This window comes from Azospirillum brasilense (genome assembly GCF_003349955.1).
In the GTDB taxonomy this organism is placed as follows: domain Bacteria; phylum Pseudomonadota; class Alphaproteobacteria; order Azospirillales; family Azospirillaceae; genus Azospirillum; species Azospirillum brasilense_B.
Window position 1 is genome coordinate 1 of the sequence record NZ_QLKQ01000018.1, and the last position, 24,069, is coordinate 24,069.

General features: G+C 66.4%; 27 protein-coding genes and 1 tRNA gene. 26 read left to right on the plus strand and 2 right to left on the minus strand.

Going from position 1 to position 24,069, the window contains the following annotated elements; all coding sequences use genetic code 11:
- Positions 1-345: 345 nt before the first annotated feature.
- The 10 genes from DXK32_RS10335 (at position 346) to DXK32_RS10380 (ending at position 9,895) form a co-directional block, all read left to right on the plus strand.
- Entirely contained in the window at positions 346-834 is a 489-nt protein-coding gene (locus DXK32_RS10335; protein WP_114858432.1) for a hypothetical protein, read from the plus strand.
- Positions 824-2,713: a phage terminase large subunit family protein gene (locus tag DXK32_RS10340; protein WP_114858433.1), complete on the plus strand. Its 1,890-nt coding sequence runs from the start codon at positions 824-826 to the stop codon at positions 2,711-2,713. Before DXK32_RS10335 ends, DXK32_RS10340 begins: the two co-directional genes overlap by 11 nt.
- A gap of 91 nt (positions 2,714-2,804) precedes the next feature.
- Positions 2,805-4,250, plus strand: a complete 1,446-nt coding sequence (locus DXK32_RS10345; protein ID WP_247877084.1) for a phage portal protein — start codon at positions 2,805-2,807, stop codon at positions 4,248-4,250.
- Positions 4,243-6,102 carry a prohead protease/major capsid protein fusion protein gene (locus DXK32_RS10350; RefSeq protein ID WP_114858434.1) on the plus strand — a complete coding sequence of 620 codons (1,860 nt, stop codon included), beginning with the start codon at positions 4,243-4,245 and terminating at the stop codon, positions 6,100-6,102. Before DXK32_RS10345 ends, DXK32_RS10350 begins: the two co-directional genes overlap by 8 nt.
- A 2-nt stretch (positions 6,103-6,104) precedes the next feature.
- On the plus strand, positions 6,105-6,323 hold the full coding sequence (locus DXK32_RS10355; protein WP_114858435.1) for a phage head-tail joining protein: 219 nt from the start codon (positions 6,105-6,107) through the stop codon (positions 6,321-6,323).
- 3 nt (positions 6,324-6,326) lie between these two features.
- Entirely contained in the window at positions 6,327-6,671 is a 345-nt protein-coding gene (locus tag DXK32_RS10360; protein WP_114858436.1) for a DUF2190 family protein, read from the plus strand.
- A 95-nt stretch (positions 6,672-6,766) separates the two neighbouring features.
- Positions 6,767-8,455, plus strand: a complete 1,689-nt coding sequence (locus tag DXK32_RS10365) for a phage tail length tape measure family protein (RefSeq protein WP_114858437.1) — start codon at positions 6,767-6,769, stop codon at positions 8,453-8,455.
- A gap of 53 nt (positions 8,456-8,508) precedes the next feature.
- Positions 8,509-9,114 (plus strand): hypothetical protein, encoded by a 606-nt coding sequence (locus DXK32_RS10370; protein ID WP_162801134.1) that lies wholly within the window; start codon positions 8,509-8,511, stop codon positions 9,112-9,114.
- Positions 9,111-9,536, plus strand: coding sequence for a hypothetical protein (locus DXK32_RS10375; protein ID WP_114858439.1), 426 nt, complete (start codon positions 9,111-9,113; stop codon positions 9,534-9,536). Before DXK32_RS10370 ends, DXK32_RS10375 begins: the two co-directional genes overlap by 4 nt.
- 2 nt (positions 9,537-9,538) lie before the next feature.
- Entirely contained in the window at positions 9,539-9,895 is a 357-nt protein-coding gene (locus DXK32_RS10380) for a hypothetical protein (RefSeq protein ID WP_114858440.1), read from the plus strand.
- Positions 9,896-10,028: 133 nt separating this feature from the next.
- Here DXK32_RS10380 and DXK32_RS10385 read toward each other — a convergent pair whose 3' ends face one another.
- A complete protein-coding gene (locus DXK32_RS10385) occupies positions 10,029-10,502 on the minus strand; it encodes a DUF4145 domain-containing protein (protein ID WP_114858441.1) in 474 nt (157 codons plus the stop codon).
- Positions 10,503-10,906: 404 nt separating this feature from the next.
- Between DXK32_RS10385 and DXK32_RS32090 the strand changes: the two genes are divergently transcribed.
- The 4 genes from DXK32_RS32090 to DXK32_RS10400 all read left to right on the plus strand — a co-directional run bounded on the left by DXK32_RS32090 (position 10,907) and on the right by DXK32_RS10400 (position 12,644).
- The gene (locus DXK32_RS32090; RefSeq protein ID WP_162801135.1) at positions 10,907-11,071 is read left to right on the plus strand and encodes a hypothetical protein; all 165 of its coding nucleotides are present in this window, start codon (positions 10,907-10,909) and stop codon (positions 11,069-11,071) included.
- A gap of 79 nt (positions 11,072-11,150) precedes the next feature.
- Complete coding sequence (locus DXK32_RS10390) at positions 11,151-11,786, plus strand: hypothetical protein (RefSeq protein ID WP_162801136.1); 636 nt, start codon at positions 11,151-11,153, stop codon at positions 11,784-11,786.
- 1 nt (position 11,787) lies between these two features.
- Positions 11,788-12,288: a hypothetical protein gene (locus DXK32_RS10395; RefSeq protein WP_114858443.1), complete on the plus strand. Its 501-nt coding sequence runs from the start codon at positions 11,788-11,790 to the stop codon at positions 12,286-12,288.
- A gap of 98 nt (positions 12,289-12,386) precedes the next feature.
- Positions 12,387-12,644 carry a helix-turn-helix transcriptional regulator gene (locus DXK32_RS10400; RefSeq protein ID WP_114858444.1) on the plus strand — a complete coding sequence of 86 codons (258 nt, stop codon included), beginning with the start codon at positions 12,387-12,389 and terminating at the stop codon, positions 12,642-12,644.
- Here DXK32_RS10400 and DXK32_RS10405 read toward each other — a convergent pair whose 3' ends face one another.
- Entirely contained in the window at positions 12,645-13,931 is a 1,287-nt protein-coding gene (locus tag DXK32_RS10405; RefSeq protein ID WP_162801137.1) for a tyrosine-type recombinase/integrase, read from the minus strand.
- 383 nt (positions 13,932-14,314) lie between these two features.
- On the opposite strand from DXK32_RS10405, the gene DXK32_RS10410 reads away from it, so the two are divergent.
- The 12 genes from DXK32_RS10410 (at position 14,315) to nuoK (ending at position 24,061) form a co-directional block, all read left to right on the plus strand.
- Positions 14,315-14,391 (plus strand) — tRNA-Asp (locus DXK32_RS10410).
- A gap of 344 nt (positions 14,392-14,735) precedes the next feature.
- Positions 14,736-15,104 carry an NADH-quinone oxidoreductase subunit A gene (locus DXK32_RS10415; protein ID WP_014240120.1) on the plus strand — a complete coding sequence of 123 codons (369 nt, stop codon included), beginning with the start codon at positions 14,736-14,738 and terminating at the stop codon, positions 15,102-15,104.
- On the plus strand, positions 15,095-15,637 hold the full coding sequence (locus tag DXK32_RS10420) for a NuoB/complex I 20 kDa subunit family protein (protein ID WP_014240121.1): 543 nt from the start codon (positions 15,095-15,097) through the stop codon (positions 15,635-15,637). The genes DXK32_RS10415 and DXK32_RS10420 overlap by 10 nt, the downstream gene beginning before the upstream one ends.
- A 24-nt stretch (positions 15,638-15,661) precedes the next feature.
- Positions 15,662-16,291, plus strand: coding sequence for an NADH-quinone oxidoreductase subunit C (locus DXK32_RS10425; protein ID WP_014240122.1), 630 nt, complete (start codon positions 15,662-15,664; stop codon positions 16,289-16,291).
- Between the two features lie 68 nt (positions 16,292-16,359).
- The gene (locus DXK32_RS10430; protein ID WP_038531004.1) at positions 16,360-17,508 is read left to right on the plus strand and encodes an NADH-quinone oxidoreductase subunit D; all 1,149 of its coding nucleotides are present in this window, start codon (positions 16,360-16,362) and stop codon (positions 17,506-17,508) included.
- Positions 17,505-18,122, plus strand: a complete 618-nt coding sequence (nuoE, locus tag DXK32_RS10435; protein ID WP_114858446.1) for an NADH-quinone oxidoreductase subunit NuoE — start codon at positions 17,505-17,507, stop codon at positions 18,120-18,122. Before DXK32_RS10430 ends, nuoE begins: the two co-directional genes overlap by 4 nt.
- Positions 18,123-18,132: 10 nt before the next feature.
- Positions 18,133-19,425, plus strand: coding sequence for an NADH-quinone oxidoreductase subunit NuoF (gene nuoF / locus DXK32_RS10440; protein WP_014240125.1), 1,293 nt, complete (start codon positions 18,133-18,135; stop codon positions 19,423-19,425).
- A gap of 15 nt (positions 19,426-19,440) precedes the next feature.
- The gene (nuoG, locus tag DXK32_RS10445) at positions 19,441-21,513 is read left to right on the plus strand and encodes an NADH-quinone oxidoreductase subunit NuoG (protein ID WP_114858447.1); all 2,073 of its coding nucleotides are present in this window, start codon (positions 19,441-19,443) and stop codon (positions 21,511-21,513) included.
- On the plus strand, positions 21,506-22,516 hold the full coding sequence (gene nuoH / locus DXK32_RS10450) for an NADH-quinone oxidoreductase subunit NuoH (protein ID WP_014240127.1): 1,011 nt from the start codon (positions 21,506-21,508) through the stop codon (positions 22,514-22,516). The genes nuoG and nuoH overlap by 8 nt, the downstream gene beginning before the upstream one ends.
- Positions 22,517-22,610: 94 nt before the next feature.
- Positions 22,611-23,099, plus strand: a complete 489-nt coding sequence (gene nuoI / locus DXK32_RS10455; RefSeq protein ID WP_014240128.1) for an NADH-quinone oxidoreductase subunit NuoI — start codon at positions 22,611-22,613, stop codon at positions 23,097-23,099.
- Positions 23,100-23,135: 36 nt separating this feature from the next.
- Entirely contained in the window at positions 23,136-23,750 is a 615-nt protein-coding gene (locus tag DXK32_RS10460) for an NADH-quinone oxidoreductase subunit J (RefSeq protein ID WP_114858448.1), read from the plus strand.
- 2 nt (positions 23,751-23,752) lie between these two features.
- A complete protein-coding gene (nuoK, locus tag DXK32_RS10465; RefSeq protein WP_014240130.1) occupies positions 23,753-24,061 on the plus strand; it encodes an NADH-quinone oxidoreductase subunit NuoK in 309 nt (102 codons plus the stop codon).
- Positions 24,062-24,069: the final 8 nt, after the last annotated feature.

Genomic DNA, 24,069 nt, shown 5'->3' on the forward strand with positions numbered 1-24,069 from the left:
ACGCCGGTGACCAGATGAGCGCCCCGGCTCCTACACCACGCCTCGGGACACGACCTCCGCGAACGCCGGCCCGTCCGCCTGTCCCGCATCAACGCCGCCCTTGCCGCTGCCGGACACGAGGAGACCACGGCGGACGAGCTGGAGGCGCTGGCCCAACCGGTGCGGGTCCGCCGGGGCGAGGCCGGGCGGGAGGCGGCCGCGGGGTGACCGAGGGCGCGGGTCCTTCCGGGGCAATGGGACCGGGGGTGGCCCCTGCCGCGCGACATCGCCAGATGCGAGCCCCCACAAGGGGTTCCGGTTCCTATCCGACGATGATATATTTCCTATATCGGAGGATTTGATCCCATGGCGACGCAAACCGACATCGCGACACATCTCGACCTGTCCGACCGCAGCGTGCGCGAACTGCTCGACAAGGGCGTGCTGCCGAACGCCCGGCGCGGCGCCCTGAACCTCGACCAGTGCCGCCTCGCCTACATTCGCCACCTCCGCGAGATGGCGGCGGGCCGCGGTACCGGTCCCTCCGCCGATGACCTGACCACCGAGCGCGCCCGGCTGGCCCGCGAACAGGCGGACCACTACGCCCTGAAGAACGCCGCCCTGCGCCTGGAGCTGCTGCCCCGCGCCGACATCACCCGCGCCGTCTCCGCCGCCTTCCAGATCGTCCGCGACCGCCTGACCTCCCTGCCGGCCCAGCTGGCGGGGCCGCTCGCCCGGCTGTCCGAACCCGCCGACGTGCGGGTCCGGCTGTCCGACGCGGTGAACGGCGTGCTGGTGGAGCTGTCGGAGGAGCGGGTTGTCAGCACCGCCGAGGAACACGCCGATGCCGCTTGATCTGCCGGTGTCCGAGCTGGTGGCCGAAACCGCGACCGGATGGTTCGCCGCGCTGCGCCCGCCGCCGCGCCTCTCCCTGGCGGAATGGGCGGAGCAACACGCCCGGCTCTACGACGGCGCCGTGTTCAAGCCCTACGCCTACCAGCGCGAGATCCTCGACGCGATGACGGACCCGGCTGTGGAGCGGATCACCCTCATGAAATCCGCCCGCGTCGGCTATACGCAAATGCTGTCCGCGGCGCTGGGCTACTTCATCGCGCAGCGCCCATCCAAGATCATGATCGTCCAGCCGACCATCGAGGACGCCGAGGATTACTCGAAGGACACGGTGGACCCCCTGCACGACTGGCCGGTACTGACCGGCCTGCTGTCCGAGGCCGGGGCGAAGAAGAAGGGCGACACAATCAAGCGCAAGGCGTTCCCCGGCGGCTCCCTGAAGATCACCGGGGCGAACAGCCCGCGCGCCTTCCGCCGCATCGACCTTGACGTGCTGCTGTTCGATGAGATCGACGGTTACCCCGCGGTGGCCGGCAAGGAGGGCGACCAGATCGCGCTGGGCCTGAAGCGCCTGACGCAGTCCCTCCAGCCGTTGGCGGTGCTGGGCAGCACACCGCTCCTCGACGGGGAATCCAAGATCGCCGACGCCTTCGCCGCCGGCACCATGGAGCGCTACCACGTCCCCTGTCCCCACTGCGGCGCCACGCAACCGCTCGTCTGGGGCGATGGCACCGGCGCCGGGATGCGTTGGCGTGACGGCGACCCGGACACGGCGTTCTATGTCTGCGTCAACGGCTGTCCCATCGATGAAAGCCACAAGCTGGAGATGTTGGAGGCCGGCCGCTGGGTGGCGGAACAGCCCTTCAAGGGGCATCGCAGCTTCCACATCTGGTCCGCCTACTGCCCCTTGCCCGGCGCGGCGTGGCCCAAGCTGGTGGCGGAGTTCCTGGCCGCTAAGAAGGACCGGGAAAAGCTCCAAGTCTGGACGAACACCGTCCTGGGTGAGTGCTGGGTGGACCGCGGCGAGGCGCCGGACTGGCGGCGGCTCTACGATCGGCGCGAGACCTGGGAGCCGGGCACCGTTCCGGCTGGCGGGCTGTTCCTCACCGCCGGCGCCGACGTCCAGCGCGACCGCATCGAGGTGAGCGTGTGGGCCTGGGGCCGCGGCAAGGAATCGTGGCTGATCGAACACCGCGTCATCATGGGCGACCCGTTCACCGACGCGCCGTGGCGCGCCCTGTCGGCGATGCTGGCGGAGACCTGGCGCCACGAACACGGCGCCACCCTGCCGGTCACCATGACCGCCATCGATGCCGGCGACGGCGTGACCATGGAAGCGGTCAAGGCGTGGGTGCGCACCGCCGGTCCGCAGGTCATGGCGATCAAGGGTTCCTCTCTGGCCCTGGCGCCGATCCTCGGCCAGCCGTCCGCCGCTGACATCAGCCACCGCGGCAAGCGCATCAGCAACGGCGTCAAGCTGTGGCCGGTGGGGTCCGCCGCGGCCAAAGGGGAATTCTACGGCTTCCTGCGCCTCGACCGGCCCACCGCCGAGAGCGGCGAAGCGTTCCCTGCCGGCTACGTGCACCTGCCCATGCACGCCGGAGAGGAGACCTGCAAGCAGCTCGTCGCCGAACACCGGGTGACCCGCGGCGGCAAAGGGCGCGGGCGCGTCACGGCGTGGGAGAAGCTGCGGGACCGGAACGAGGCTTTGGATTGCCGGACCTATGCCCGCGCCGCAGCGGCCCGGCAGGGCCTCGACCGCATGGGGGACGAGGCCTGGGCGGACCTCGCGCGCTCCATAGGGGCGGCGCCGGAGGCGGGCCTTCGGCCATCACCGGCGCCGGTCCGGAAGGCATCGCGATCCTCCTGGGTGTCCGGGTAGTTGCAACCGGTATCGGAAGTGATCCGCTCTTGCAATGTATGGCGATTAATCCTATCGTTAGGGATAATTCCCCTGACATGGGACATCATCCATGCTTTCCGGCCTTCGCCGCAGCCTTGGCACCCTGTTGACCCGCAGCCTTGACGCTGCCGGTGCGGGCAAGCGCTGGGCCGGCAAGTCCCGCATGGTCAACCTGAACGCCGAGATGATGGCCGGCGCCTCCATCGCGGCCCAGCGCGCGGCCTACTTCGCCCGCAACAACCCGAACGTCGCCGCCGCGGTCAACGCCATGGTGAGCAACGCCGTAGGAACCGGGATCAAGCCCCGCTCCAAGCACCCCGATCCGGCGGTGCGCGATGCGCTGCACAGCTTGTGGGAGCGGTGGGAGCGGGTGGCCGATGCGTCGGGCCGGGCCGGCGGCTTCTACGCCCAACAGGCCCTGGCCGTGCGCGCCATGATCGAAGGGGGCGAAGCGTTCATCCGTCTCCGCGCCCGGCTGCCCGAGGACGGGTTGCCCGTCCCGTTCCAGGTCGAGATGATTTCCCGCGATCAAGTACCGGCGACGCAGTGGCAGGAAATCCGCCCCGGCAACCCGGTTCGGGCCGGGATCGAGTTCGACGCGCTGGGCCGGCGGGTGGCCTATTGGGTGCTGCCCTTCAACCCGAACGATCCCACCATGCCGGTGCTGGCGCCGACCTGGGAGCCGAAGCGGGTTCCGGCGGAGGACATGCTGCACCTGTTCCGCGAGCTGGTGGAGAACCAGTTGCGCGGCCTGTCCTGGCTGGCGCCAGTTCTCCTCCGGGTGAAGGAGCTGGACGCCTACGAGGACGCCGCCCTGGTCCGCGCCAAGGTCGCGGCGATGCTGGCCGGCTTCATCGTCAACAAGGACGACAGCAACCCGGCCTGGAAGCCGCAGGGCAACGCCGAGACGCCGACGTTGGAGCCGGGCGCCCTGGTGCCGCTGAATCCCGGCGAATCCGTCGAGTTCACGAACCCGCCCGACGACAAGAACTATGACCCGTTCACGAAGAACCACATGCGGGCCATAGCTGTGGGGATCGGGGCGACGTACTTCCAAGTCTCGGGCGACCTGAAGGACGCCAACTATTCGAGCCTGCGCGGCGGGCTGGTGGAGTTCCGCCGCAGCGTCGAACAGCTTCAGCACCTCACGATCATCCCGCAGCTCTGCGACCCGGTATGGCGCCGCTTCGTAACCCTGGCCGTGCTGTCCGGTGCCATCGACGCGCCCGACTTCTTCCGCGATCCGGAACCCTACCTGTCCGCGGAATGGCTGCCCCCGGCCTTCGATTGGGTGGACCCGCTGAAGGATGTTCGGGCCGAGGTGGAGGCCATCGAGGCCAAGCTCAAGAGCCGGGCGCAGTCCGTCGCCGAACGCGGCTACGACGTCGAGACCCTGGATGCCCAGATCGCCGCCGACGTGCAGCGGGAACAGCGGCTCGGGCTGCCCACCACGGCGACGAAGGCCGCAGCGCCGACCCCGCCGGACGAAACCACGGAGACCGCCGCCAATGGCTGAGGCCCTGACCCGCGCCATGGGCGCGACCACCCCGACCACGCTCAATCGCGAGGCCCGCACCGTCGAGGTGGTGGCGCTGTCCGGCCCGGCCCCCGCCGTTCGCCCGGCGCCCGCCCCGGACGGTACCCGCTCCGCCTGGGTGGAGGAGCTGGACGCGGCCGGCGCCGACCTCTCCCGGTTCCGCGGCGGCCCGGCGCTGAAGGACCACCGCAACACCACCGACGCCGCCGTGGGCACCGTCGCCGTGGCGCAGATCGACGGGGACCGCATCGCCGCGACGGTGCGCTTCGACACCAGCGCCACGGCGGAAGACCTGATCGCCAAGGTGGAGGCCGGTTCCGTGCGCGGCGTGTCGCTGGGCTATTCGGTCCAGCGGTGGCAGCGGGCCGGCAAGCGCGACGGGCTGCCCGTCTTCCGCGCCATCGCCTGGGCGCCACACGAGCTTTCCTTCACCCCCGTGCCGGTTGATGCCGGCGCCACTGTCCGATCCGCAGGAGGTTCCATGGACGACGATACCACGACCGAGGCGGACGCCACGGCGGAGGCCACCACCGACATCAGCACCCGCGCGGCGGACACCAGCGCCACCGCCAACCGGGCGGGCATCAACGGCCAGATCCGCACCATGGTCCGCGCCGCTGGCCTGGACGTCGCCACCGCCGACCGGCTGATTGACGACGGCGCCGACCTCGACCGCGCCCGCGCCGCGGTGTTCGACGCCATGCTGGCCCGCTCCGGCACGCGCCCGCTGGCCGCCGTCCAGGTTCTCCACGATCACGACGATCCGGGGAACGTGGTGGACCGCATGGCGACGGCCTTCGCCGCCCGCGCCACGGCGCACCTGCCGGAAGCGCACCGCGTCCAGATGCCGGAACAGGCCCGCTCCTACGCCGGCCGGTCCCTCCTCGATCTGGCCGCCGAGCTGGCCGACCGCCGCGGGAACCCGATCGGCACGCGGCACCTGTCGCCCGCCGACCTGTATCAGCGTGCGATGACCACGGGCGACTTCCCGGTGCTGCTGGCGAACGCGGCCAACAAGACCCTCCTGCCGGCCTATCAGGCGGCGGCGCCGACCTACCGCCGGTTCTTCGCGCGCCGCGACTTCCGCGACTTCAAGCCAGCCTCCTTCGCCCGCGTCGGCGACTTCCCGGTGCCCCTGGCTGTGGGGGAGAACGGCGAGTACAAGCACGGCGCCATCAGCGAGAGCGGCGAGAGCGTCACGCTGGGCGAGTACGGCCGCGTCGTCATGTTCAGCCGCAAGGCGCTGATCAACGATGATCTCAGCGCCTTCGCCGATCTGCCGACCAAGGCGGCGCTGCGCTGCGCCGATTGGGAGAACTCGGTGGCATGGGCGCTGGTGGTGTCCAACCCGGTCCTGTCGGACGGCAAGGCGCTGTTCCACGCCAGCCATGGCAACCTCGCGGCCAGCGGCGCCGCGATCGACCTGGGCACCGTCTCCGCCGGCGAAGCGGCGATGATGAAGCAGACCAGCCTCGACGGGCTGAAGCTGAACCTGAAGCCTTCCGTCCTGGCGACCGGCCCGGACCAGTTCACCGCGGCCCGCCAGTTCGTCAGCACCGCCGTGGCGCCGACCACCGCCGCCGCGGTCAACCCGCTGGCCGGCAAGCTGGAGCCGGTGGGCGACGCGAACCTGCCGGGGCCGGGCTGGTACATGATGGCGGAGCCGTCGGCGCTGGAAACCTTCATCTACGGCTATCTGCAGGGCCAGTCCGGCCCGGTCATCACGCCGGAACCCGGATTCGATGTCGCGGGCGTGAAGGTCAAGCTCACCATCGACTTCGCCGTGGGCGCGGTGGATTACCGCGGCGCCTACTACAACCCCGGCGCCTGATCATGGCGACGCTGGCCGAACTGATCGAGATGCGGGACGCCCTGGAGGCGGCCCGCTTCACCGGTGTGCGCAAGGTGGCCTACAGCGATGGCTCCGAGACCGAATACCGCAGCGACGCCGAAATGAAGCGGGCGCTTCTCGACCTGGATCGCAAGATCGCCGCGGCGAGCGGCACGACCTGCGCCCCCTTCGTCACCTTCGCGACCTCGAAAGGACTGTGACCCATGCGGAACTTCGTGCAAGCCGGCTGCAACCTCGACCTCATCGCCCCGCGCGCCCTGGCGTCGGGAGAAGGCTTCATCGTCGGCGCCCTGTTCGCCGTCGCCAGCACCACCGCGGCCAGCGGCGCCGTCGTGGTGGGCGTCACCGAGGGTGTCTTCACCCTGCCCAAGAAGACCACCGCCGTGATCGCCGCGGGCGGCCGGGTGAGCTGGGACAACACCAACCACCAGTGCGACGCGCCCGGCGCTGGGCTGTACCCCGTCGGCGTGGCCGTGGCCGCCGCGGGCAACGGTGCGGCTACGGTGACGGTGCGGCTGGATGGCGTCAGCACCGCCGCAGCAGCGTGACCTGGGCCATCAGGCCCGATCTGGGGCCGGCTGGCGCCCTTCATCGGGCCTGATGGCCGCGCCCCTCCAGGGCACAAAGCAACGGAGCGGAATCGATGGAACTCGCGAACGCCCTTGTCCATGAAGTCGTCATCGACGACCGGCAGGCGCAGGAAGGTGCGCGGCGTGTCGGGCAGGCATTCGACCGCATGGGCGAAGCCGGAGAGCGCGCCGGGGAGAAGGGTGCGCGAGGGCTGCGGCTGTTTGATGATGCCGTTGTCAACACCACGCGGGCGGGAGAGTCCGTGTTTCGGACGTTCGACCGCATCGCCCGGTCCGTCGATCCCGTCTACGCGGCAACGCAGAAGCTCGCCACGGCCGAGCGCGACCTAACCCGTGCCGTTCAGCAGGGGATCACGACCGAGGAAGAGAAAATCCGCCTCATGGACCTGATGCGCCAGAAGTTGGCAGCCGGCGGCGTGGCGAACGACAACTTCATCCGCTCTCAGGCCGCCGCCACGGCCTCGACCGTGAACATGAAGAACGCCATGGGCAACATGGGTCTCCAGCTTCAGGACGTGGTTGTTCAGGCGCAGATGGGGACTTCGGCCTTCGTGATCCTGGCGCAGCAGGGTCCGCAGATCGCCTCTGCCTTCGGCCCCGTTGGCGCGGTCATCGGCACTGTTGTGGCGGTGGCGTCCGTGGCCGCTGGGGCGTTCTTCAACATGGGCGACGGGATGACCGACGCCGAGCGGTCCGCCAAGTCGTATGAGGACACGATGGGCGCCGTTCGCAGCATCATCGATGAGGCCGCGGCGTCCGGGAAGCGGTTGCGCGAAGGGCACGAGGAGGAGGCGTTGAGCGTCGCCGATCTGGCCGCGCATTACCGCACCCTGTCCGAAACGATGCTCCAGGTGGAGCGCATCCGCCTGACCTCCGAGAAGAACAAGGCGATTGAAGGTCTCGCCGCGCAGCGCAAGGCCGTGGCCGATTACCTGGGCGACCTCAAAAACCTGGACGTGGCCGTAACCAACGCCATCGCCCTTCAGGAGAGCGCCAACCGGGCGCGCGGTGCCATGGGCACGACGCTGTTGACCGGGCCGGCGCAATCCATGCGCGATCTTGCCGGCGCGCTGAAGGAATTCAAGGCCGCCGGGCCGGACGACATCGAGGCCATCGGTCGTCTCTCCATCGCGTTGGACACCGCGGCCAAGGCAGGCGGGCCGTTCGCCGATCAAGCGAAGAAGGCCGCCGAAGCGCTCGTGGACCCCGCCCGGAAGTCGGTCGAGCTGTCCACCCAGCTCACCCGCCTTGAGGACGGTCTTACCGCGGTGGGCGCGGCATCCATGCGCATCCCCCTTCCTGGCCGCAAGCCGGGGGAGGCCGGCGCCAGCTCGTTCGCCACCGGAGCGAAGGACGCCCGCACCTTCGCCGATGTGCTGGATGATCTGAGCGACAAGGCCCGCGAGATGGATGGGCGCAAGCTGTCCAGCGCGTGGGATCTGGTGAACAAGACGCTGGAGGATGGACTCACCCCGGCGGAGCGGTACGCCAAGCGTGTCGACGAGGTGCAGGCGGCTATGCAGCTCGTCCAGCAACACGCCGACACCATGGGCGAGGGCCTGAAGGCGCTGAGCCCGGAGCAGATCGAGCGGATCAACAAGGCGCTGCGGGAGCAGGATCCGCTTTGGAAGGAGACGGAGCGCGCCGCCGAGCGGGCCGCCGAGCGCGTGGCCGACGAAACCACCATCCCCGACGAGTTCGCCGACGCCTTCGGCGCGATGATCATGGAGGCCCTTCAATGAGCGTTTGCAACGTCGCTTTCGAGGCGGACACGGTTCGCCTTCTGACCGACACGATGACCTATTCCGACGGGAAGCCGGTGAAGCTCAATCGCCACAAGACTGAGGTGGCGCCGTCCGGCCGCTTCGCCTGGGCCTGCCGCGGGAACGTCTACCTGTCGAACGTGGTCAATTGCCTTCTGAACGAGGCGGTCACGATTGATGAAGTGGAGGCGCAGGCCGCCAAGCTGGAGTCGCTGATTGATCCGGAAATCATGGCTCTTGCGCAGAATGTGGAGATCACGGCGGCCGGCTGGAGCGACCAGCGGAACGACCTCCGGCTGATCCGCATCAAAATCCGGCCCGCCGTGTTCGAGGTGGCCGAGATCGGGCGGGGCGTCCACATGGCACCGACCCCGGAAGCCTCCCGCGTCCAACTGCCGGCGACCGCGACCGATGACCAGTTCATCCGCCTCGCCCTGGCGCAGTGGAAGGTGCAGAACAAGTTCAAGGCGCCGCTGTGCATCGGTGGCGTGATGCACCAGACAACCGTTTCCAGGGCTGGCGTGGAGCGGCGCATGGTGGCCCTGTATCCCGACTACGACACGCACGCGAAGATGCTGGGGGACCCCAACGCCGAGGAGGTGCGGGCGTTCCGCGCACAGGCGAGGGCCGCCGCATGACGCTGACCCAAGGCATGCTGCCGGCCATCAACGCTGAGATTGACCGGCGCATGGGCGAGATCGAGCAGCAACGTCGAGAAGCTGCGGCGAAGCTGGTGGAAAGGGCAGCGGCCTGGAAGGAGGCCGTACCGCGCGACAATGCAATCGTCGCCGGCATCTGGAGCGACATGAAAGCCCTGAACGCAAAGTGCGTGAATGACAGCATCGCGGCGTTCGAAGAAATCATGGCGCCGCTCGCCACGACGCGCCACCAGAGGCGGCTTCTGGCAAGCAAGCTGAAGAAGGCTCGCCAGCAAATGGAGGCGGCTGCCCGCCGTATATTCATGCCGCGCGATGCCGGGCAGATCGAGTTCGAAATCCAGCGCTACATGAGCATGGAAGACAGCTTTGCCGGCTTCATCCTTGAAGCCTTGGAGGGGTGATCATGTCGAAGGGTAAAACGAAGATGGACGGCGACTTGGCGCAGCTCCGGAGGCATGCCCTGGAGGCCGTCCAGGGCTGCACGGACGTACTGGCGTCGCTCGACGCCGTGACCGCGGATGATGTGCGCGCCGATCCGGAGCGCTTCATGGGCATCCTGCGGAAGCGTGTGGAGGGGGAACGGCTCTGGGCGACGATGACGGCCGGGATCGCCGAGCGTCACGGCGAGCTGGTGCAGGCCGCCCGCCTCGACGGCATGTCCGCGGTGATCACCGAGGCAACCGCCGCGCTGGACCGCGCCTTGTCGCCCAAGCCGGTCCTGCCGGTCCTTGTGCTGGACCGACCCGGTAAGGGGAAATGAGCGGCGCCCCGGTACGGCCACGCCCCGCGGCGGGGTGTCGCCGTTGGCACTGGTGGTATGCAACGACAGCTTGGGGCGGTAGAGGGTGGGCCGGGCGACCAAGGTACGAGATCGGGCGGCAGGTTAGAGGTTATTACAAGGCGGTTGGTTTGCCCGCAGCTAGGAGTTTAGCGTTCAAGGCAGCCTTCTTAGCTGCTGCAGCTGCGGGCCGGTTGTAGTAGTGCTCGAACAGCTCCTCTACAATCTCAATGCACCACTCTGCTTCCTCTGGCTCAACGTCTATGATTTGGAGTGTCGTCTTATCGTTCATGGGGTGGGCTGAGAAGTTTCCAAAATTTCGAATAGCGTCCACAGTCTCATGCAGAGTGTGCGGCAGGGCTTTGCGTAGATCTTGCTCCGCCAATACGGCTTTGATTTGCTCCACTAAATCGCGCTGCTGATAACCTTGCTCTCGAAGGATCGCCTGAAGGCATCGTCGAACAAGCGCAGCTGCGGCTTTAGCGCTGATATTGACTACAGCACAAGCCTCTTTGTAATCCTCTGCAATCTCAATCGGAACATTAGAAACATCAAAAGCTGAACGCGCGCTGAATTCAGGCCAGATCATTCTATCAATCTTTCTGGCTAAATTAACTGTAGTGAGAATGGGCTTTTCACACGACGGGCATACATTGCCAAAAAAATACCAGCCGTTATTGTCGAAAGCGCCAAACGCTACGCACTTCGCGTTACTGCCGGTATGGAAGTGCACCTCACAATGCGGGCATTTCATGGCGAGACTCGCAATAAAAAACGAAATCGCTCATTTTTATCAAGTGCTAAAAGAAATGAAAAGTCCGTTGTAACGCTTCATATGGCGCGCCGTCCCGCACCCCGTACCAGATCGTTAGCGCGGAATGCGTTACGCAACAAAACTCCTTGGCTATTTCGTGGCGCAACGCTATCATCGTGGCGCAACGAAATGGAGGCGTTATGCAGGCAAGGCCAAGGCAATTTGACCAGCCACTATCGGTGGCTGAGCGCTCCCGCCTTCACCGCCAGCGCAAGGCGGACAAGGCACGGCACACGGCGGAACTGATCGCGCTGCTGTATGCCGCTGTCCCGCCCGAGTTGGCGGAACGCCTCGCTGCTGACGAGCGCTACAAGGACATCATCACGGAGGCGCTGCTGCGCTGAATGAAAACGGCCGGACCGGGAGATCCTACCCTCCCGGTCCGGCCTGACCACAACCCGAGCTGCTGAGGAGCTACGGACCATGGCTGGTTCCGAGAATACCACGACTCTGCCTACCGAAAGCACCACATCCGGCCCTGTCCATGAGTTGGGCCGCTGGCTGGGCGCCATCATCTCCGAGGCCCGGCGCAACGACGTGCCGCGTGCCGGCTTGGACTGGAAGACCCTCGCGACCCTTGACGCCCGCGAACAGGCTGACAATCAGGTGCGCGGTGCCATCGAACATCTCGTCATGTCCACCAAGGCGACCACGCTGGCGGATGCCGCCGTGCACGCCATGCTGATTCGCTACATCGCGGATGACGTCGAAGCGGCGGTTGAGAGCAAAAACCGGCATGCAGCCGAACGAAACCTCTGGCTCCTGGAACGCCTGGGCCGCTCCATCTTCGACGTGCTGGTGGAGGTGTCCGGCATCAACCCGACCGAGCTGCCCGCCGACACCTTCATGCGCGACGCCGCGACGCTCTGGCCGGTCACGTCGGCGGGTGACCTGTTCGCCGCTACCGCCGGGCTGCTGGAGGCCGAAGCGGGCCGGCTGGCCGCCGAGCCCACCCCCGCCATGGTCGAGGCGGGCGCCAGCGCCGCGGGCATCACCGCCGATCTGGCGCGGAAGGTGTGGGGCGCCATGGCCGGCGCTGCTCACCCGGCGGGGGCGTGACGTGCTCAGGCTGCTTCATCGTTCAGGAAGGCAGGGCGCCGCTGCGCGCCCTGTTGCCCCTATCGAGGTCCACCGGCAGCCGGACGGCTTCGCCCTGGAGTGGCAGCGGCACGTCAAGGCGCTGCGCCGGGCGCACGCCGAGTTCGGTCCCGGCTTCGTGGCGGACCTGAAGGCCGCCAGCCTGCTTGACCGGTGCTTGGTCATGACGTCCGAGCGGGCGGGCGGGCCGCTCGTCTTCCGATTCGTCGGGCACCCCACCATCGGCGTGTTCGGGCGGGAGTGGGCGCGGCGGCAGATCGGGAAGCCGCTCGAAGCCGATCCATTCTGGGAATGCACAGCGCCCATGGCCGTGGTCTATGAGGAAGCGACCAATGCGGACCCGGTGTTCAACCGGTGCCTCCTGGCGGGCGTGCTGCCCAGCCCTGTTCCGTTCTGCCACATGGTGATTGGATGGCGCGATGCGCTGGGCCGCCGGGCCGTCGTGTCGGCGATCGATGTGTGACGGAGGGAAAAGGCCCTTGTGCTTGGCCGGCTGGAAGCTACGGTCTGGCTTTCCCGTTGCCCGAACTAAGGCCCCGACGAATGACGCCGCCCCGCTGGATGACCCGCAAGGAACTCGCTGCAGAGCTACGTGTGAGCGTGGACACGGTGCGCACGCTGGAGGTGCAGGGCAAGTTGCCCAAGCCGGTCTACTTGACGCCACGGCTGCCCCGGTACGACCGGCAAGCCGTCGAGGCGGCGCTGGGCGTGGTCCAGACGGACGCCGACGCCCGCTATGCCGATGAGGTGGCGGAGCGGATCGCGCGGGCAGCTCGACGCCCAAGGGGCGGAAAGCGTGCGCGCCGACAGGAGCCGTGACTACCCTGCGGCGCGGTCGGGGTGGAGCTGAACCACATTCGCCGGAGGCGGGTTGACAATCCCCACTACCTTGGCCGCCCATCGTTCCAGGGCATCCCGCTTCTCGTCAAGGTAGGCGTGCCGGTCATAGACACCCTGCACGCCTCCGATCACATGCCCGACCACGCGCTCCGCGATGTCTGAGTTGACCCGCAACTCGGACAGGCCGGTGCGCAGCGTCCGCCGTAGGTCATGCAGGGTCCAGCCGTCGATGTCGGGCAGCCCGGCCTTCGCCCGCTGTGCGGCCACCATGGCATCGAGTCGGGCCTTGCATTTGCTGTACCCGCTGAAGTGGCTGTCCTTCTTGGTCGCGAACACGAAGTCGTCCGACAACCGGTGCAGGCCGGTGATAATCTTCTTCACCGGTTCGGTCAGCGGCACTACGTGGACGATCCCGGTCTTGTAGCGATCCGAAGGGATAGTCCAGAGGCCGTTGTCCAGGTCGAGTTCCGCCCAGCGCATGGCGCCGACCTCTTCCCGACGCTGTCCGGTCAGGATGAGCGTCTTGACGATGGCAGGGAAGGGGCCAGTCAGTTCCTCGCACCCAGCCCACACCGCGGCCAACTCCTCCGCGGACAGCACTCGCTCCCGCTTCTCCCGCCGGAGGATGCCGCTTCGCTTTCGGCCACGGCTCGGGCTCACCAGAAGGTTCGCTTCCAGGTCGCCGCGATCCACGGCCCAGTTGACGATCCGGACCACGATCTCACGGACCTTGTGCGCCTTCTGGACATGGCCGGCGATGATGAACGGATCGAGGAGGGCAGTCAGGTCGCGGCGGCGCAGGTCCGCCGCAGGGCGGTCCTTCCAAGCCGGTTGGATCTCCCGATCGATGATGCGTTCCAGCTCGGAACCGCGCCGCAAGCCGGGACACTCTTGCCTTATATATATAGATGCCAGCGAGCCGAAGCTGTCCGGCAGGAAGCCGGTGGCCGCCTTCTGCTCCAGCGCCGCATGGGCGCGGGCCTTCGCTGCCTCCTTCTCCGCTGCCGGGTCCTCGCCGTGCTCCACCTTCTCCAGTGCCTTTCCGGCGGCTTCACGCGCTGCGGAAAGCGACAGGGCAGGGAAGTGCCCGAGGGTGAAGCGCTTCTGCTTCCCGACCAGCCGATAGAACACGAACCACGTCTTGTTGGTGTCGCCGACACGAAGGCCGAAGCCGGGGAGGGCGGTGTCGAATAGCTCCAGGCGTTGGCCGGGGGATAGCGGCTTGGCGGCCTCCACTGCCTTCGTGGTCAGCTTCACCTTAGGCATGGCGGCCCCCTTTCCTGGGTAACAGAAGGCGCTGGGTAACAGATTGGGTAACAGCCGACGCGCTACGCGGGTCGAAACGCCGTTACCCATGGTTACACCGGAGCCGATAAAACGCAAGAAAGTCAACGCATATAGGTGACGCGACTTTCTCGCAAGTTACAGGGTGGGGCATCGTTTACACCGAGAGGGTCGGGGGTTCGAAACCCTCATCGCCCACCATCGCGCCCGGTCCTTCCGACCCGTCCTTTTCAAATTCGTGATTGACAGGTCGTGGGTCGGGCGGCTAGAAACCGCCCATCGGCGACGGGGCATGTCCCTGGGAAACTGCGCTGCGATCCTATGACACGGACGCCTGTTTTGCGCATTTCACATCGCCGCGTTGCGCGGGTGTAGCTCAGTTGGTTAGAGCGCCGGCCTGTCACGCCGGAGGCCGCGGGTTCAAGTCCCGTCACTCGCGCCATTTTCTTCTTCCCCATTCTCCTTTTTGCAAAGAAAACGAAGCCTTCACGGCTTTACCGGCAGGCCCGCGGTCCCTATATCCGATTGGCTCGACCCGCATATCCGATAAGCCGGATAGAGAGAAGGGTCATTTAAAAAGTTTGGTAATACCAAGGACATCCGCTCATTTCCGCAGAGTGGATTCGTTGGCCGAAAGCGATTCAAAGCGCTTTCCTTGATCACGCTCTCGTCATATATTCCGCCCCGTCTGATGGGCTAATCCAAGGCATTCCAGCCACGACACCGCGCGTCGGCCGATTACGGGCCGTACCGGCGATCGTGGCGTGGGCTTATGGGAGGACCGCGGTGACCAACCCGCTGATCATTGAGTACCTTCCGATCCTGGTGTTCCTGTTGATCGGTATCGCGCTGGCCGTGGTGATGGTTGGCGCGTCTTACGTCATCAGCCCGAAGAATCCGGATTCGGAGAAGCTCTCCCCCTACGAGTGCGGCTTCGAGCCCTTCGAGGATGCCCGCACGAAGTTTGACGTGCGGTTCTATCTGGTCTCCATCCTGTTCATCATCTTCGACCTCGAGGTCGCCTTCCTGTTCCCGTGGGCCGTCGCGCTCGGGGACATCGGCCTCTTCGGCTTCTGGTCGATGATCGTGTTCCTTGGGATCCTGACCATCGGCTTCATCTATGAGTGGAAGAAAGGAGCTCTGGAATGGGAGTAGAGGCTGCCAAGCTGGCGCCGATTCCGCCCGGACCGGAACAGGACGCCTATCTCCGCGCGGTCACCGAGGAGATCCAGGAAAAGGGCTTCATCACGGCGAAGTACGAAGACGTGCTCGCCTGGGCCCGCACCGGATCGCTGTGGCCGATGACCTTCGGTCTGGCCTGCTGCGCGGTGGAGATGATCCACGCCTACATGAGCCGGTACGACCTCGACCGATTCGGCGTGATCCCGCGTCCCAGCCCGCGCCAGTCCGACTGCATGATCGTGGCCGGCACGCTGACCAACAAGATGGCCCCCGCGCTGCGCAAGGTCTATGACCAGATGCCGGAACCGCGCTGGGTGATCTCGATGGGCTCCTGCGCCAACGGCGGCGGCTACTATCACTATTCCTACTCGGTGGTGCGCGGCTGCGACCGGATCGTTCCGGTCGATATTTACGTGCCGGGCTGTCCTCCGACCGCGGAAGCGCTGGTCTACGGCATTCTGCAACTCCAGAAGAAGATCCGGCGCGGCAACCGCATCGCTCGCTGAATAAGAAAAAGGCAGGTCCTGGCCATGTCCGAACAGGCGTTGAAGGAACTTGGGGACCATATCGCCGCGACGCTCGGCGATGACGTCCTGAAGGTCGAGCTGAAGCTTGGCGAGTTGATGGTGACCGTCCGCCGGCCCTCGCTCATCAAGTCGCTCACCTTCCTGCGTGACGATCCGACCTGCTCGTTCGAGCAGCTGCTCGACGTCACCGCTGTGGATTGGCCGGAGCGGGAGGAACGCTTCGAGGTCGTCTACATCCTTTTGAGCTACAAGCACAATCGGCGCCTCCGCGTGAAGGTCACCACCGACGAGGACACCCCCGTGGCCTCGGCCGTGCCGGTGTACAACGCGGCCGGCTGGTTCGAGCGTGAAACCTGGGACATGTTCGGGATCTTCTTCTCCGACCATCCGGATCTGCGCCGCATCCTGACCGACTATGGTTTCGAAGGTCACCCGTTGCGCAAAGACTTCCCGATGACGGGCTATGTCGAGTGCCGCTATGACGAGGACCAGAAGCGAGTCGTCTACGAACCCGTCCGCCTGACGCAGGATTTCCGCAGCTTCGACTTCCTGTCGCCCTGGGAAGGCATGACGAACGTGATGCTGCCCGGCGACGAGAAGGCCCAGGCCCCTGACACCGGGAGCAAGCCGTGACCATCGCCACGTCCGCACACCCCGCCGCCGGCCAGTCCGGCGGCAAGACCCAGATCAAGCCCTACACCATGAATTTCGGGCCGCAGCACCCTGCGGCCCACGGCGTGTTGCGTCTGGTGATGGAGCTGAACGGCGAAGTCGTCGAGCGCTGCGACCCGCACATCGGCCTGCTGCACCGCGGCACCGAGAAGCTGATCGAGTACAAGACCTACCTGCAGGCCGTTCCCTACTTCGACCGCCTGGACTACGTCAGCCCGATGTGCATGGAGCACGCCTATGTGCTCGGCATCGAGAACCTGCTGCAGATCAAGGCGCCGCTGCGCGCCCAGTACATCCGCGTCCTCTTCTCCGAGATCACGCGCATCCTGAACCACATCCTGTCGATCACGACCGGCGCGCTCGACGTCGGTGCGATCACGCCGGCGCTGTGGGGCTTCGAGGAACGCGAGATCCTCATGGAGTTCTACGAGCGTGTGTGCGGTGCGCGCCTGCATGCGAACTACTTCCGTCCCGGTGGCGTCGCCTGGGATCTGCCTGCTGGCCTGACCGACGACATCTGGGAGTTCACGGAGCGCTTCCCGAAGTTTGTTGACGACATTGACAATCTGCTGACGAACAATCGCATTTTCAAGCAGCGGACCGTCGACATCGGCGTCGTCACCAAGGAAGAGGCGTTCAACTGGGGCTTCACCGGCCCGATGCTGCGCGGCTCGGGCGTCGCCTGGGACCTGCGCAAGTCGCAGCCCTACGAAGTCTACGACCGCATGGATTTCGACGTGCCGGTCGGCCTGACCGGCGACTGCTGGGCGCGCTACCTCGTCCGCATGGAGGAGATGCGCCAGTCCAACCGCATGATCCGCCAGTGCCTGAAGGAGCTTCCCGACGGCCCGGTGCGCGCGGAGGAGCGCAAGGTCTCCCCGCCGCCGCGCGGCGAGATGAAGCGGTCGATGGAAGCGCTGATCCATCACTTCAAGCTCTTCACCGAGGGCTTCCACGTCCCGGCGGGCGAAACCTACACCGCCATCGAGGCGCCGAAGGGCGAGTTCGGCGTGTATCTGGTGTCGGACGGCACGAACAAGCCGTACCGCTGCAAGATCCGCGCGCCGGGCTTCGCCCACCTGCAGGGCCTCGACTTCATGTCGAAGGGCCACATGCTGGCCGACGCGGTGGCCAACATCGCGTCCATGGACATCGTGTTCGGAGAAATTGACCGATGAGCGCCCCGGCTCACGACCCGGCCAAGGAGCCGGCCTCCTTCGCCTTCAATCCGGAAAATCTGGAACGGGCGAAGGCCATCATCGCGAAGTACCCGGCGGGCAAGCAGGCCAGCGCCTGCATGCCGCTGCTCGATCTGGCCCAGCGCCAGAGCGACGGCTGGCTGCCGCGCGTCGCCATGGACGCCGTCGCCGACCTGCTCGGCATGCCGCGCATCCGCGTGTACGAAGTCGCGACCTTCTACACGATGTACAACAAGACCCCGGTCGGTAAGCACGTCATCCAGGTCTGCACGACCACGCCGTGCTGGCTGCGCGGGTCGGACGACGTCGTGCACACCTGCGAGCGCAAGCTGGGCATCGGCGTCGGCGAGACCACCGCGGACGGCCAGTTCACGCTGCGCGAGGTCGAGTGTTCGGGCGCCTGCGTCAACGCGCCGGTGGTCCAGATCGGCGACGACTACTATGAAGACGTCAGCCCGGAACACATGGAAAAGATCATCGACGCCCTCAAGGGCGGCGAGATCCCCAAGCACGGCTCGCAGATCGGCCGGCAGTCCTCCGAACCGGTGGGCGGCCCGACGACTCTGAAGGCCTTCACCACCACGGCCGATTGAGGGGGATGCGATGCTTCGCGACGAGGACCGCATTTTCACCAACCTGTACGGCTACCAGAGCTTCGGCCTGGACGCCGCCCGGAAGCGTGGTGACTGGGACAACACCAAGGCTCTGATCGCCCAGGGCAAAGAGTGGATCATCGAGCAGGTCAAGGAATCCGGCCTGCGCGGACGTGGCGGCGCCGGCTTCTCGACGGGCATGAAGTGGTCCTTCATGCCGAAGAACGTCACGGACAAGCCGGTCTACCTCGTCATCAACGCCGACGAGGGCGAGCCGGGCACCTGCAAGGACCGCGACATCCTGCGCCACGATCCGCACAAGCTGATCGAAGGCTGCCTGATCGCCGGTTTCGCCATCGGCGCCTCGGCCTGCTACATCTACATCCGCGGCGAGTTCTACAACGAGGGCTCCAACGTCCAGCGCGCTATCGACGAGGCGTACGAGGCGGGGCTGATCGGCAAGAACGCCTGCGGCACCGGCTACGACTACGACATCTACATCCACCGCGGCGCGGGTGCCTACATCTGCGGCGAGGAGACCGCGCTCATCGAGTCCATCGAGGGCAAGAAGGGCCAGCCGCGCAACAAGCCGCCGTTCCCCGCCCAGGCCGGTCTTTATTCCTGCCCGACCACGGTGAACAACGTCGAGTCCATCGCGGTGGTTCCGACCATCCTGCGCCGTGGCGCCGCGTGGTTTGCCGGTCTCGGCCGTCCGAAGAACACCGGTACCAAGCTCTTCTGCATCTCCGGGCACGTCAACAAGCCGTGCAACGTGGAAGAGGAGATGGGCATCCCGCTGAAGGAGTTGATCGAGAAGCACGCCGGCGGCGTGCGCGGCGGGTGGGACAACCTGCTGGCGATCATCCCCGGCGGTTCGTCGGTGCCGCTGCTGCCGAAGTCGATCTGCGACACGGTCCTGATGGACTTCGACAGCCTGCGCGACGTGCGCTCGGGCCTGGGCACCGCGGCGGTGATCGTGATGGACAAGTCCACCGACGTGGTGAAGGCCATCGCCCGCCTGTCCCAGTTCTACGCCCATGAGAGCTGCGGCCAGTGCACGCCGTGCCGCGAAGGCACCGGCTGGATGAACCGCATCATGCAGCGCATGGTGACCGGCAACGCGCGCGTCGAGGAAATCGACATGCTGCTGGAGGTCACCAAACAGATCGAGGGGCACACCATCTGCGCGCTCGGCGATGCCGCGGCCTGGCCGATCCAGGGCCTGTTCCGGCATTTCCGGCCGGAGGTCGAGCGCCGCATCCTCGACTACCGCAACGCCGCCAAGTCCTTGGCGGCCGAGTAAGGAGCCCGGTTTCCAATGCCGAAACTCACCATCGACGGGATCGAGATCGAAGTCGAGCCGGGCACCTCGATCCTGCAGGCCTGCGAACAGCTGGGCATCGAGATCCCGCGCTTCTGCTACCACGAGCGTCTGAGCGTGCCGGCGAACTGCCGCATGTGCCTCGTGGAGATGGAGCGCGCGCCGAAGCCGGTGGCCGCCTGCGCCATGCCCTGCGGCGACGGGATGGTCGTCAAGACCAACACCGAGCTCGTGCACAAGGCCCGCAAGGGCGTCATGGAATTCCTGCTGATCAACCACCCGCTGGACTGTCCGATCTGCGACCAGGGCGGCGAGTGCGATCTCCAGGACCAGGCGATGGCCTACGGCTTCGACCGTGGCCGCTACGGCGAGAACAAGCGCGCCGTCCAGGACAAGTACATGGGGCCGCTGATCCGGACCGAGATGACGCGCTGCATCCACTGCACGCGCTGCATCCGCTTCGTGAACGAGATCGCCGGCGTTCCCGACCTCGGTGCGGTGAACCGCGGCGAGCACATGGAGATCACCACCTTCGTCGAGAAGGCCATCGGGTCGGAGCTGTCGGGCAACCTCGCCGACGTCTGTCCGGTGGGCGCGCTGCTGTCCAAGCCCTACGCCTTCACGGCCCGTCCGTGGGAGCTGCGCAAGACCGAGACGGTCGACGTTCTGGACGCGGTCGGTTCGAACATCCGCGTCGACACCCGCGGCCCCGAGGTGATGCGCGTTCTGCCGCGCGTCAACGAGGACGTCAACGAGGAGTGGATCGCCGACAAGACCCGCTTCGCCTATGACGGGCTGAAGCGCCAGCGTCTCGACCGCCCCTACGTCCGCAAGGACGGCAAGCTCCAGCCGGCGACCTGGGCCGAGGCCTTCCAGGCCGTCGCCGCCAAGGTCAAGGGTGTTCCGGGCAACCGCATCGCCGCCATCGCCGGCGATCTGGCCGACACCGAATCCATGCTGGCGCTCAAGGAGCTGATGGCGGGCCTCGGCTCGGCCAACATCGACTGCCGCCAGGACGGCGCCCTGTTCGACACGTCGGCCCGCGCCGGCTACCTGTTCAACAGCGGCATCGCCGGGATCGAGCGGGCGGACGTCATCCTGCTGGTCGGCACCAACCCGCGTTGGGAAGCCACCATCGTCAACGCCCGCATCCGCAAGCGCTACCTGATGGGTGGCCTGAAGGTGGCGGTGATCGGCGAGGCCCGCGAGCTGACCTACCCGTACAGCCATCTCGGCACGGGCACCAACGCCCTGCAGCAGCTCGTCGACGGCACGCACGCCTTCGCCGACGTTCTGCGCGGCGCCAAGAACCCGATGGTCATCCTCGGCGCCGGCGCCTTCCGCCGCAAGGACGGCGCCGCCGTCCAGGCCGCGGTGCGCAAGCTGGCCGAGACCTTCAACGTGGTGCAGGACGGCTGGAACGGCTTCAACGTGCTGCACACGGCGGCGTCCCGCGTCGGCGGTCTCGACATCGGCTTCCTGCCGGGCGAGGGCGGTCGCGGCACCGCCGGCATCGTCGAGGGGGCAGGGAAGGGCGAGATCGACGTGGTGTACCTGCTGGGCGCCGACGAGATCGACACCGCCGCCCTCGGCAACGCCTTCGTGGTCTACCAGGGCCATCACGGCGACAAGGGCGCCCACCGCGCCGACGTCATCCTGCCGGGTGCCGCCTACACCGAGAAGAACGCCCTCTACGTCAACACCGAGGGCCGTCCGCAGCAGGCGCGTCTCGCCACCTTCCCGCCCGGCGAGGCGCGGGAGGACTGGAAGATCCTGCGCGCCCTGTCGGAACAGCTCGGCCACAAGCTGCCCTACGACAGCCTGACCCAGATCCGTCGCCGTCTGGCCGAGGTCAACCCGGTCTTCGCGGCGGTCGGCACGGTCACGCCGGCCCCCTGGGCGCCGTTCGGCGTGGAAGGACTGGTCGACGACTCGCCCTTCTTCTCGTCGGTCGCGAACTACTACATGACCGATCCGATCAGCCGCGCCTCGGTGACCATGGCTCGTTGCGCCGAGACGTTTGTGAAGCCCGCCGAGAGCGCTCAGGAGAGGACCGGTACCCATGGCTGAGTTCTGGAGCGGCTTCCTTCTGCCGCTGATCATCATCGTCCTCAAGATCCTGGCGATCGTCGTGCCGCTCCTGGTGGCCGTGGCTTTCATGACCTACGCCGAGCGTAAGATCATGGGCGCCATGCAGCTCCGCCAGGGTCCGAACATCGTCGGCCCGTTTGGACTCCTGCAGCCGTTCGCGGACGGCCTGAAGCTGTTCGCGAAGGAGCAGATCCTGCCGGTCGGCGCGAACCGCTTCGTGTTCTATCTGGCGCCGATGCTGACCTTCTTCCTGGCGCTGGTCGCCTGGGCGGTCATTCCCTTCGACTACGGCATGGTGCTGGCCGACATCAACGTCGGCATCCTGTACCTGTTCGCGATCTCGTCGCTGGGCGTGTACGGCATCGTGATGGCCGGCTGGGCGTCGAACTCGCGCTACGCCTTCCTCGGCGCGCTGCGCTCGGCGGCGCAGATGGTGTCCTACGAGGTCTCGATGGGCCTCGTGATCATCTCCGTCCTGCTCTGCGTCGGCTCGCTGAACCTGACGAAGATCGTCGAGGCGCAGGAGACGATCTGGTTCGCCATCCCGCTGCTGCCGATGTTCGTCATCTTCTTCATCTCGGCGCTGGCGGAAACCAACCGCTCCCCCTTCGACCTGCCGGAAGGCGAGTCGGAGCTGGTTGCCGGCTTCATGGTGGAATACAGCTCGGCTCCCTTCGCGCTCTTCTTCCTTGGCGAATACGCCAACATGATCCTGATGAGCGCGATGACCAGCATCCTGTTCCTGGGAGGCTGGCTGCCGCCGCTGCCGTTCGCGCCCTTCACCTGGATCCCCGGCCCGATCTGGTTCGCCCTGAAGATCGCCTTCTGCCTGTTCGTCTATGTGTGGGTCCGCGCGACCATGCCGCGCTACCGCTACGACCAGCTGATGCGTCTGGGGTGGAAGGTGTTCCTGCCGTTCTCGCTGCTGTGGGTCGTGCTGACGGCCGGCGTGCTGGTGACGTTCGGCTGGCTGCCCAAGTGACCGGCGCCTGAACGGACCATCGGATCGAGTTTCAAAGAGAAAGCGCGGGCGTCACCCGGAACGGGGCGCCCGCTAGGAAGGAGACGAAGAGGCCATGGCGTTCCTCGATCGTGCGGCGCGCAGCCTGTTCCTGACCGAACTGTTGGGCGGCCTCGGGCTCACCCTGCGCTACATGTTCAAGCCCAAGGTGACCCTGAACTACCCGTTCGAAAAGGGCCCCATCAGCCCCCGCTTCCGCGGCGAGCACGTCCTGCGCCGGTATCCCGGCGGCGAGGAGCGCTGCATCGCCTGCAAGCTGTGCGAGGCGGTGTGTCCGGCCCTGGCCATCACCATTGAGGCCGAACCGCGTGAGGACGGCAGCCGCCGCACCACGCGCTACGACATCGACATGACGAAGTGTATCTACTGCGGCTATTGCCAGGAGGCTTGCCCGGTGGACGCCATCGTGATGGGTCCGAACTTCGAGTTCTCCACCGAGAACCGTGAAGAGCTTTTCTACAACAAGCAGAAGCTGCTGGCGAACGGCGACCGCTGGGAAGCGGAAATCGCCCAGAACCTCGCGGCCGAGGCGCCGTACCGGTAAGTCTTTGCAGTGCGGTAAGCGGAAACGGGGATAACGATGATTGTTCAAGGCATCGCCTTCTACGTCTTTGCTGCGCTGCTGGTGGCCTCCGGTGTGATGGTCATCTCGGCGCGGAATCCGGTTCATTCGGTCCTTTATCTGGTCCTGGCCTTTTTCCAGGCCGCCGGCCTGTGCGTGCTGCTCGGGGCCGAGTTCATCGCGATGATCCTGGTGATCGTCTATGTGGGCGCGGTCGCGGTGCTGTTCCTGTTCGTGGTGATGATGCTCGACATCAACTTCCGCGAGCTGCGGGCGGGCGCGCTCCAGTACCTGCCGATCGGCGGGCTGATCGGTCTTATCCTGCTGGCCGAGCTGGCCGCCGTGCTCGGCGGCTGGATCATCGCGCCGGCCGCGGAGAAGGCCGCCTCGGCGCCGGTCGCGGCGATGCCCGGTGCGACCAACACCGAGCAGCTCGGACAGCTGATCTACACCCACTACGTCTATCTGTTCCAGGCGTCGGGCATCGTGCTGCTGATCGCCATGATCGGCGCCATCGTCCTGACCCTGCGTCAGCGCGAGGGTGTCCGGAAGCAGAACATCGGCTCCCAGCTCGCCCGTCGGCGCGAGGACGTGGTCGCCATCCGCAAGGTGCCGACCGGGGAGGGCGTGTGATCATGGAAATCGGTCTCGGGCATTATCTGACGGTCTCGGCCATCATCTTCACGCTCGGCGTCCTCGGCATCTTCCTCAACCGGAAGAACGTCATCATCATCCTGATGTCGATCGAGATGATGCTGCTCGCCGTGAACCTGAATCTGGTGTCGTTCTCGGTCTTCCTGAACGATCTGGTCGGGCAGGTCTTCTCCATGATCATCCTGACCGTCGCCGCCGCCGAGGCGGCCATCGGTCTCGCCATCCTGGTGGTGTACTTCCGCAACCGCGGCTCCATCCGGGTCGAAGACATCAATCTGATGAGGGGCTAAGGCAGCGC

Bases quoted from the DNA above. Each gene is read 5' to 3' on its own strand.
- DXK32_RS10400 (WP_114858444.1), top strand. From the start codon at position 12,387: ATGACCCGCAAGGAACTCGCTGCAGAGCTACGTGTGAGCGTGGACACG.
- DXK32_RS10370 (WP_162801134.1), top strand. From the start codon at position 8,509: ATGACCTATTCCGACGGGAAGCCGGTGAAGCTCAATCGCCACAAGACT.
- DXK32_RS10375 (WP_114858439.1), top strand. From the start codon at position 9,111: ATGACGCTGACCCAAGGCATGCTGCCGGCCATCAACGCTGAGATTGAC.
- nuoK (WP_014240130.1), top strand. From the start codon at position 23,753: ATGGAAATCGGTCTCGGGCATTATCTGACGGTCTCGGCCATCATCTTC.
- DXK32_RS10405 (WP_162801137.1), bottom strand. From the start codon at position 13,931: ATGCCTAAGGTGAAGCTGACCACGAAGGCAGTGGAGGCCGCCAAGCCG.
- DXK32_RS10430 (WP_038531004.1), top strand. From the start codon at position 16,360: ATGAATTTCGGGCCGCAGCACCCTGCGGCCCACGGCGTGTTGCGTCTG.
- nuoE (WP_114858446.1), top strand. From the start codon at position 17,505: ATGAGCGCCCCGGCTCACGACCCGGCCAAGGAGCCGGCCTCCTTCGCC.
- DXK32_RS10385 (WP_114858441.1), bottom strand. From the start codon at position 10,502: ATGATCTGGCCTGAATTCAGCGCGCGTTCAGCTTTTGATGTTTCTAAT.
- DXK32_RS10420 (WP_014240121.1), top strand. From the start codon at position 15,095: ATGGGAGTAGAGGCTGCCAAGCTGGCGCCGATTCCGCCCGGACCGGAA.
- nuoG (WP_114858447.1), top strand. From the start codon at position 19,441: ATGCCGAAACTCACCATCGACGGGATCGAGATCGAAGTCGAGCCGGGC.
- DXK32_RS10360 (WP_114858436.1), top strand. From the start codon at position 6,327: ATGCGGAACTTCGTGCAAGCCGGCTGCAACCTCGACCTCATCGCCCCG.
- DXK32_RS10350 (WP_114858434.1), top strand. From the start codon at position 4,243: ATGGCTGAGGCCCTGACCCGCGCCATGGGCGCGACCACCCCGACCACG.
- DXK32_RS10355 (WP_114858435.1), top strand. From the start codon at position 6,105: ATGGCGACGCTGGCCGAACTGATCGAGATGCGGGACGCCCTGGAGGCG.
- nuoH (WP_014240127.1), top strand. From the start codon at position 21,506: ATGGCTGAGTTCTGGAGCGGCTTCCTTCTGCCGCTGATCATCATCGTC.
- DXK32_RS10335 (WP_114858432.1), top strand. From the start codon at position 346: ATGGCGACGCAAACCGACATCGCGACACATCTCGACCTGTCCGACCGC.
- DXK32_RS10380 (WP_114858440.1), top strand. From the start codon at position 9,539: ATGTCGAAGGGTAAAACGAAGATGGACGGCGACTTGGCGCAGCTCCGG.
- DXK32_RS10340 (WP_114858433.1), top strand. From the start codon at position 824: ATGCCGCTTGATCTGCCGGTGTCCGAGCTGGTGGCCGAAACCGCGACC.
- DXK32_RS10365 (WP_114858437.1), top strand. From the start codon at position 6,767: ATGGAACTCGCGAACGCCCTTGTCCATGAAGTCGTCATCGACGACCGG.
- nuoI (WP_014240128.1), top strand. From the start codon at position 22,611: ATGGCGTTCCTCGATCGTGCGGCGCGCAGCCTGTTCCTGACCGAACTG.
- nuoF (WP_014240125.1), top strand. From the start codon at position 18,133: ATGCTTCGCGACGAGGACCGCATTTTCACCAACCTGTACGGCTACCAG.
- DXK32_RS10460 (WP_114858448.1), top strand. From the start codon at position 23,136: ATGATTGTTCAAGGCATCGCCTTCTACGTCTTTGCTGCGCTGCTGGTG.
- DXK32_RS10425 (WP_014240122.1), top strand. From the start codon at position 15,662: ATGTCCGAACAGGCGTTGAAGGAACTTGGGGACCATATCGCCGCGACG.
- DXK32_RS10390 (WP_162801136.1), top strand. From the start codon at position 11,151: ATGGCTGGTTCCGAGAATACCACGACTCTGCCTACCGAAAGCACCACA.
- DXK32_RS10345 (WP_247877084.1), top strand. From the start codon at position 2,805: ATGCTTTCCGGCCTTCGCCGCAGCCTTGGCACCCTGTTGACCCGCAGC.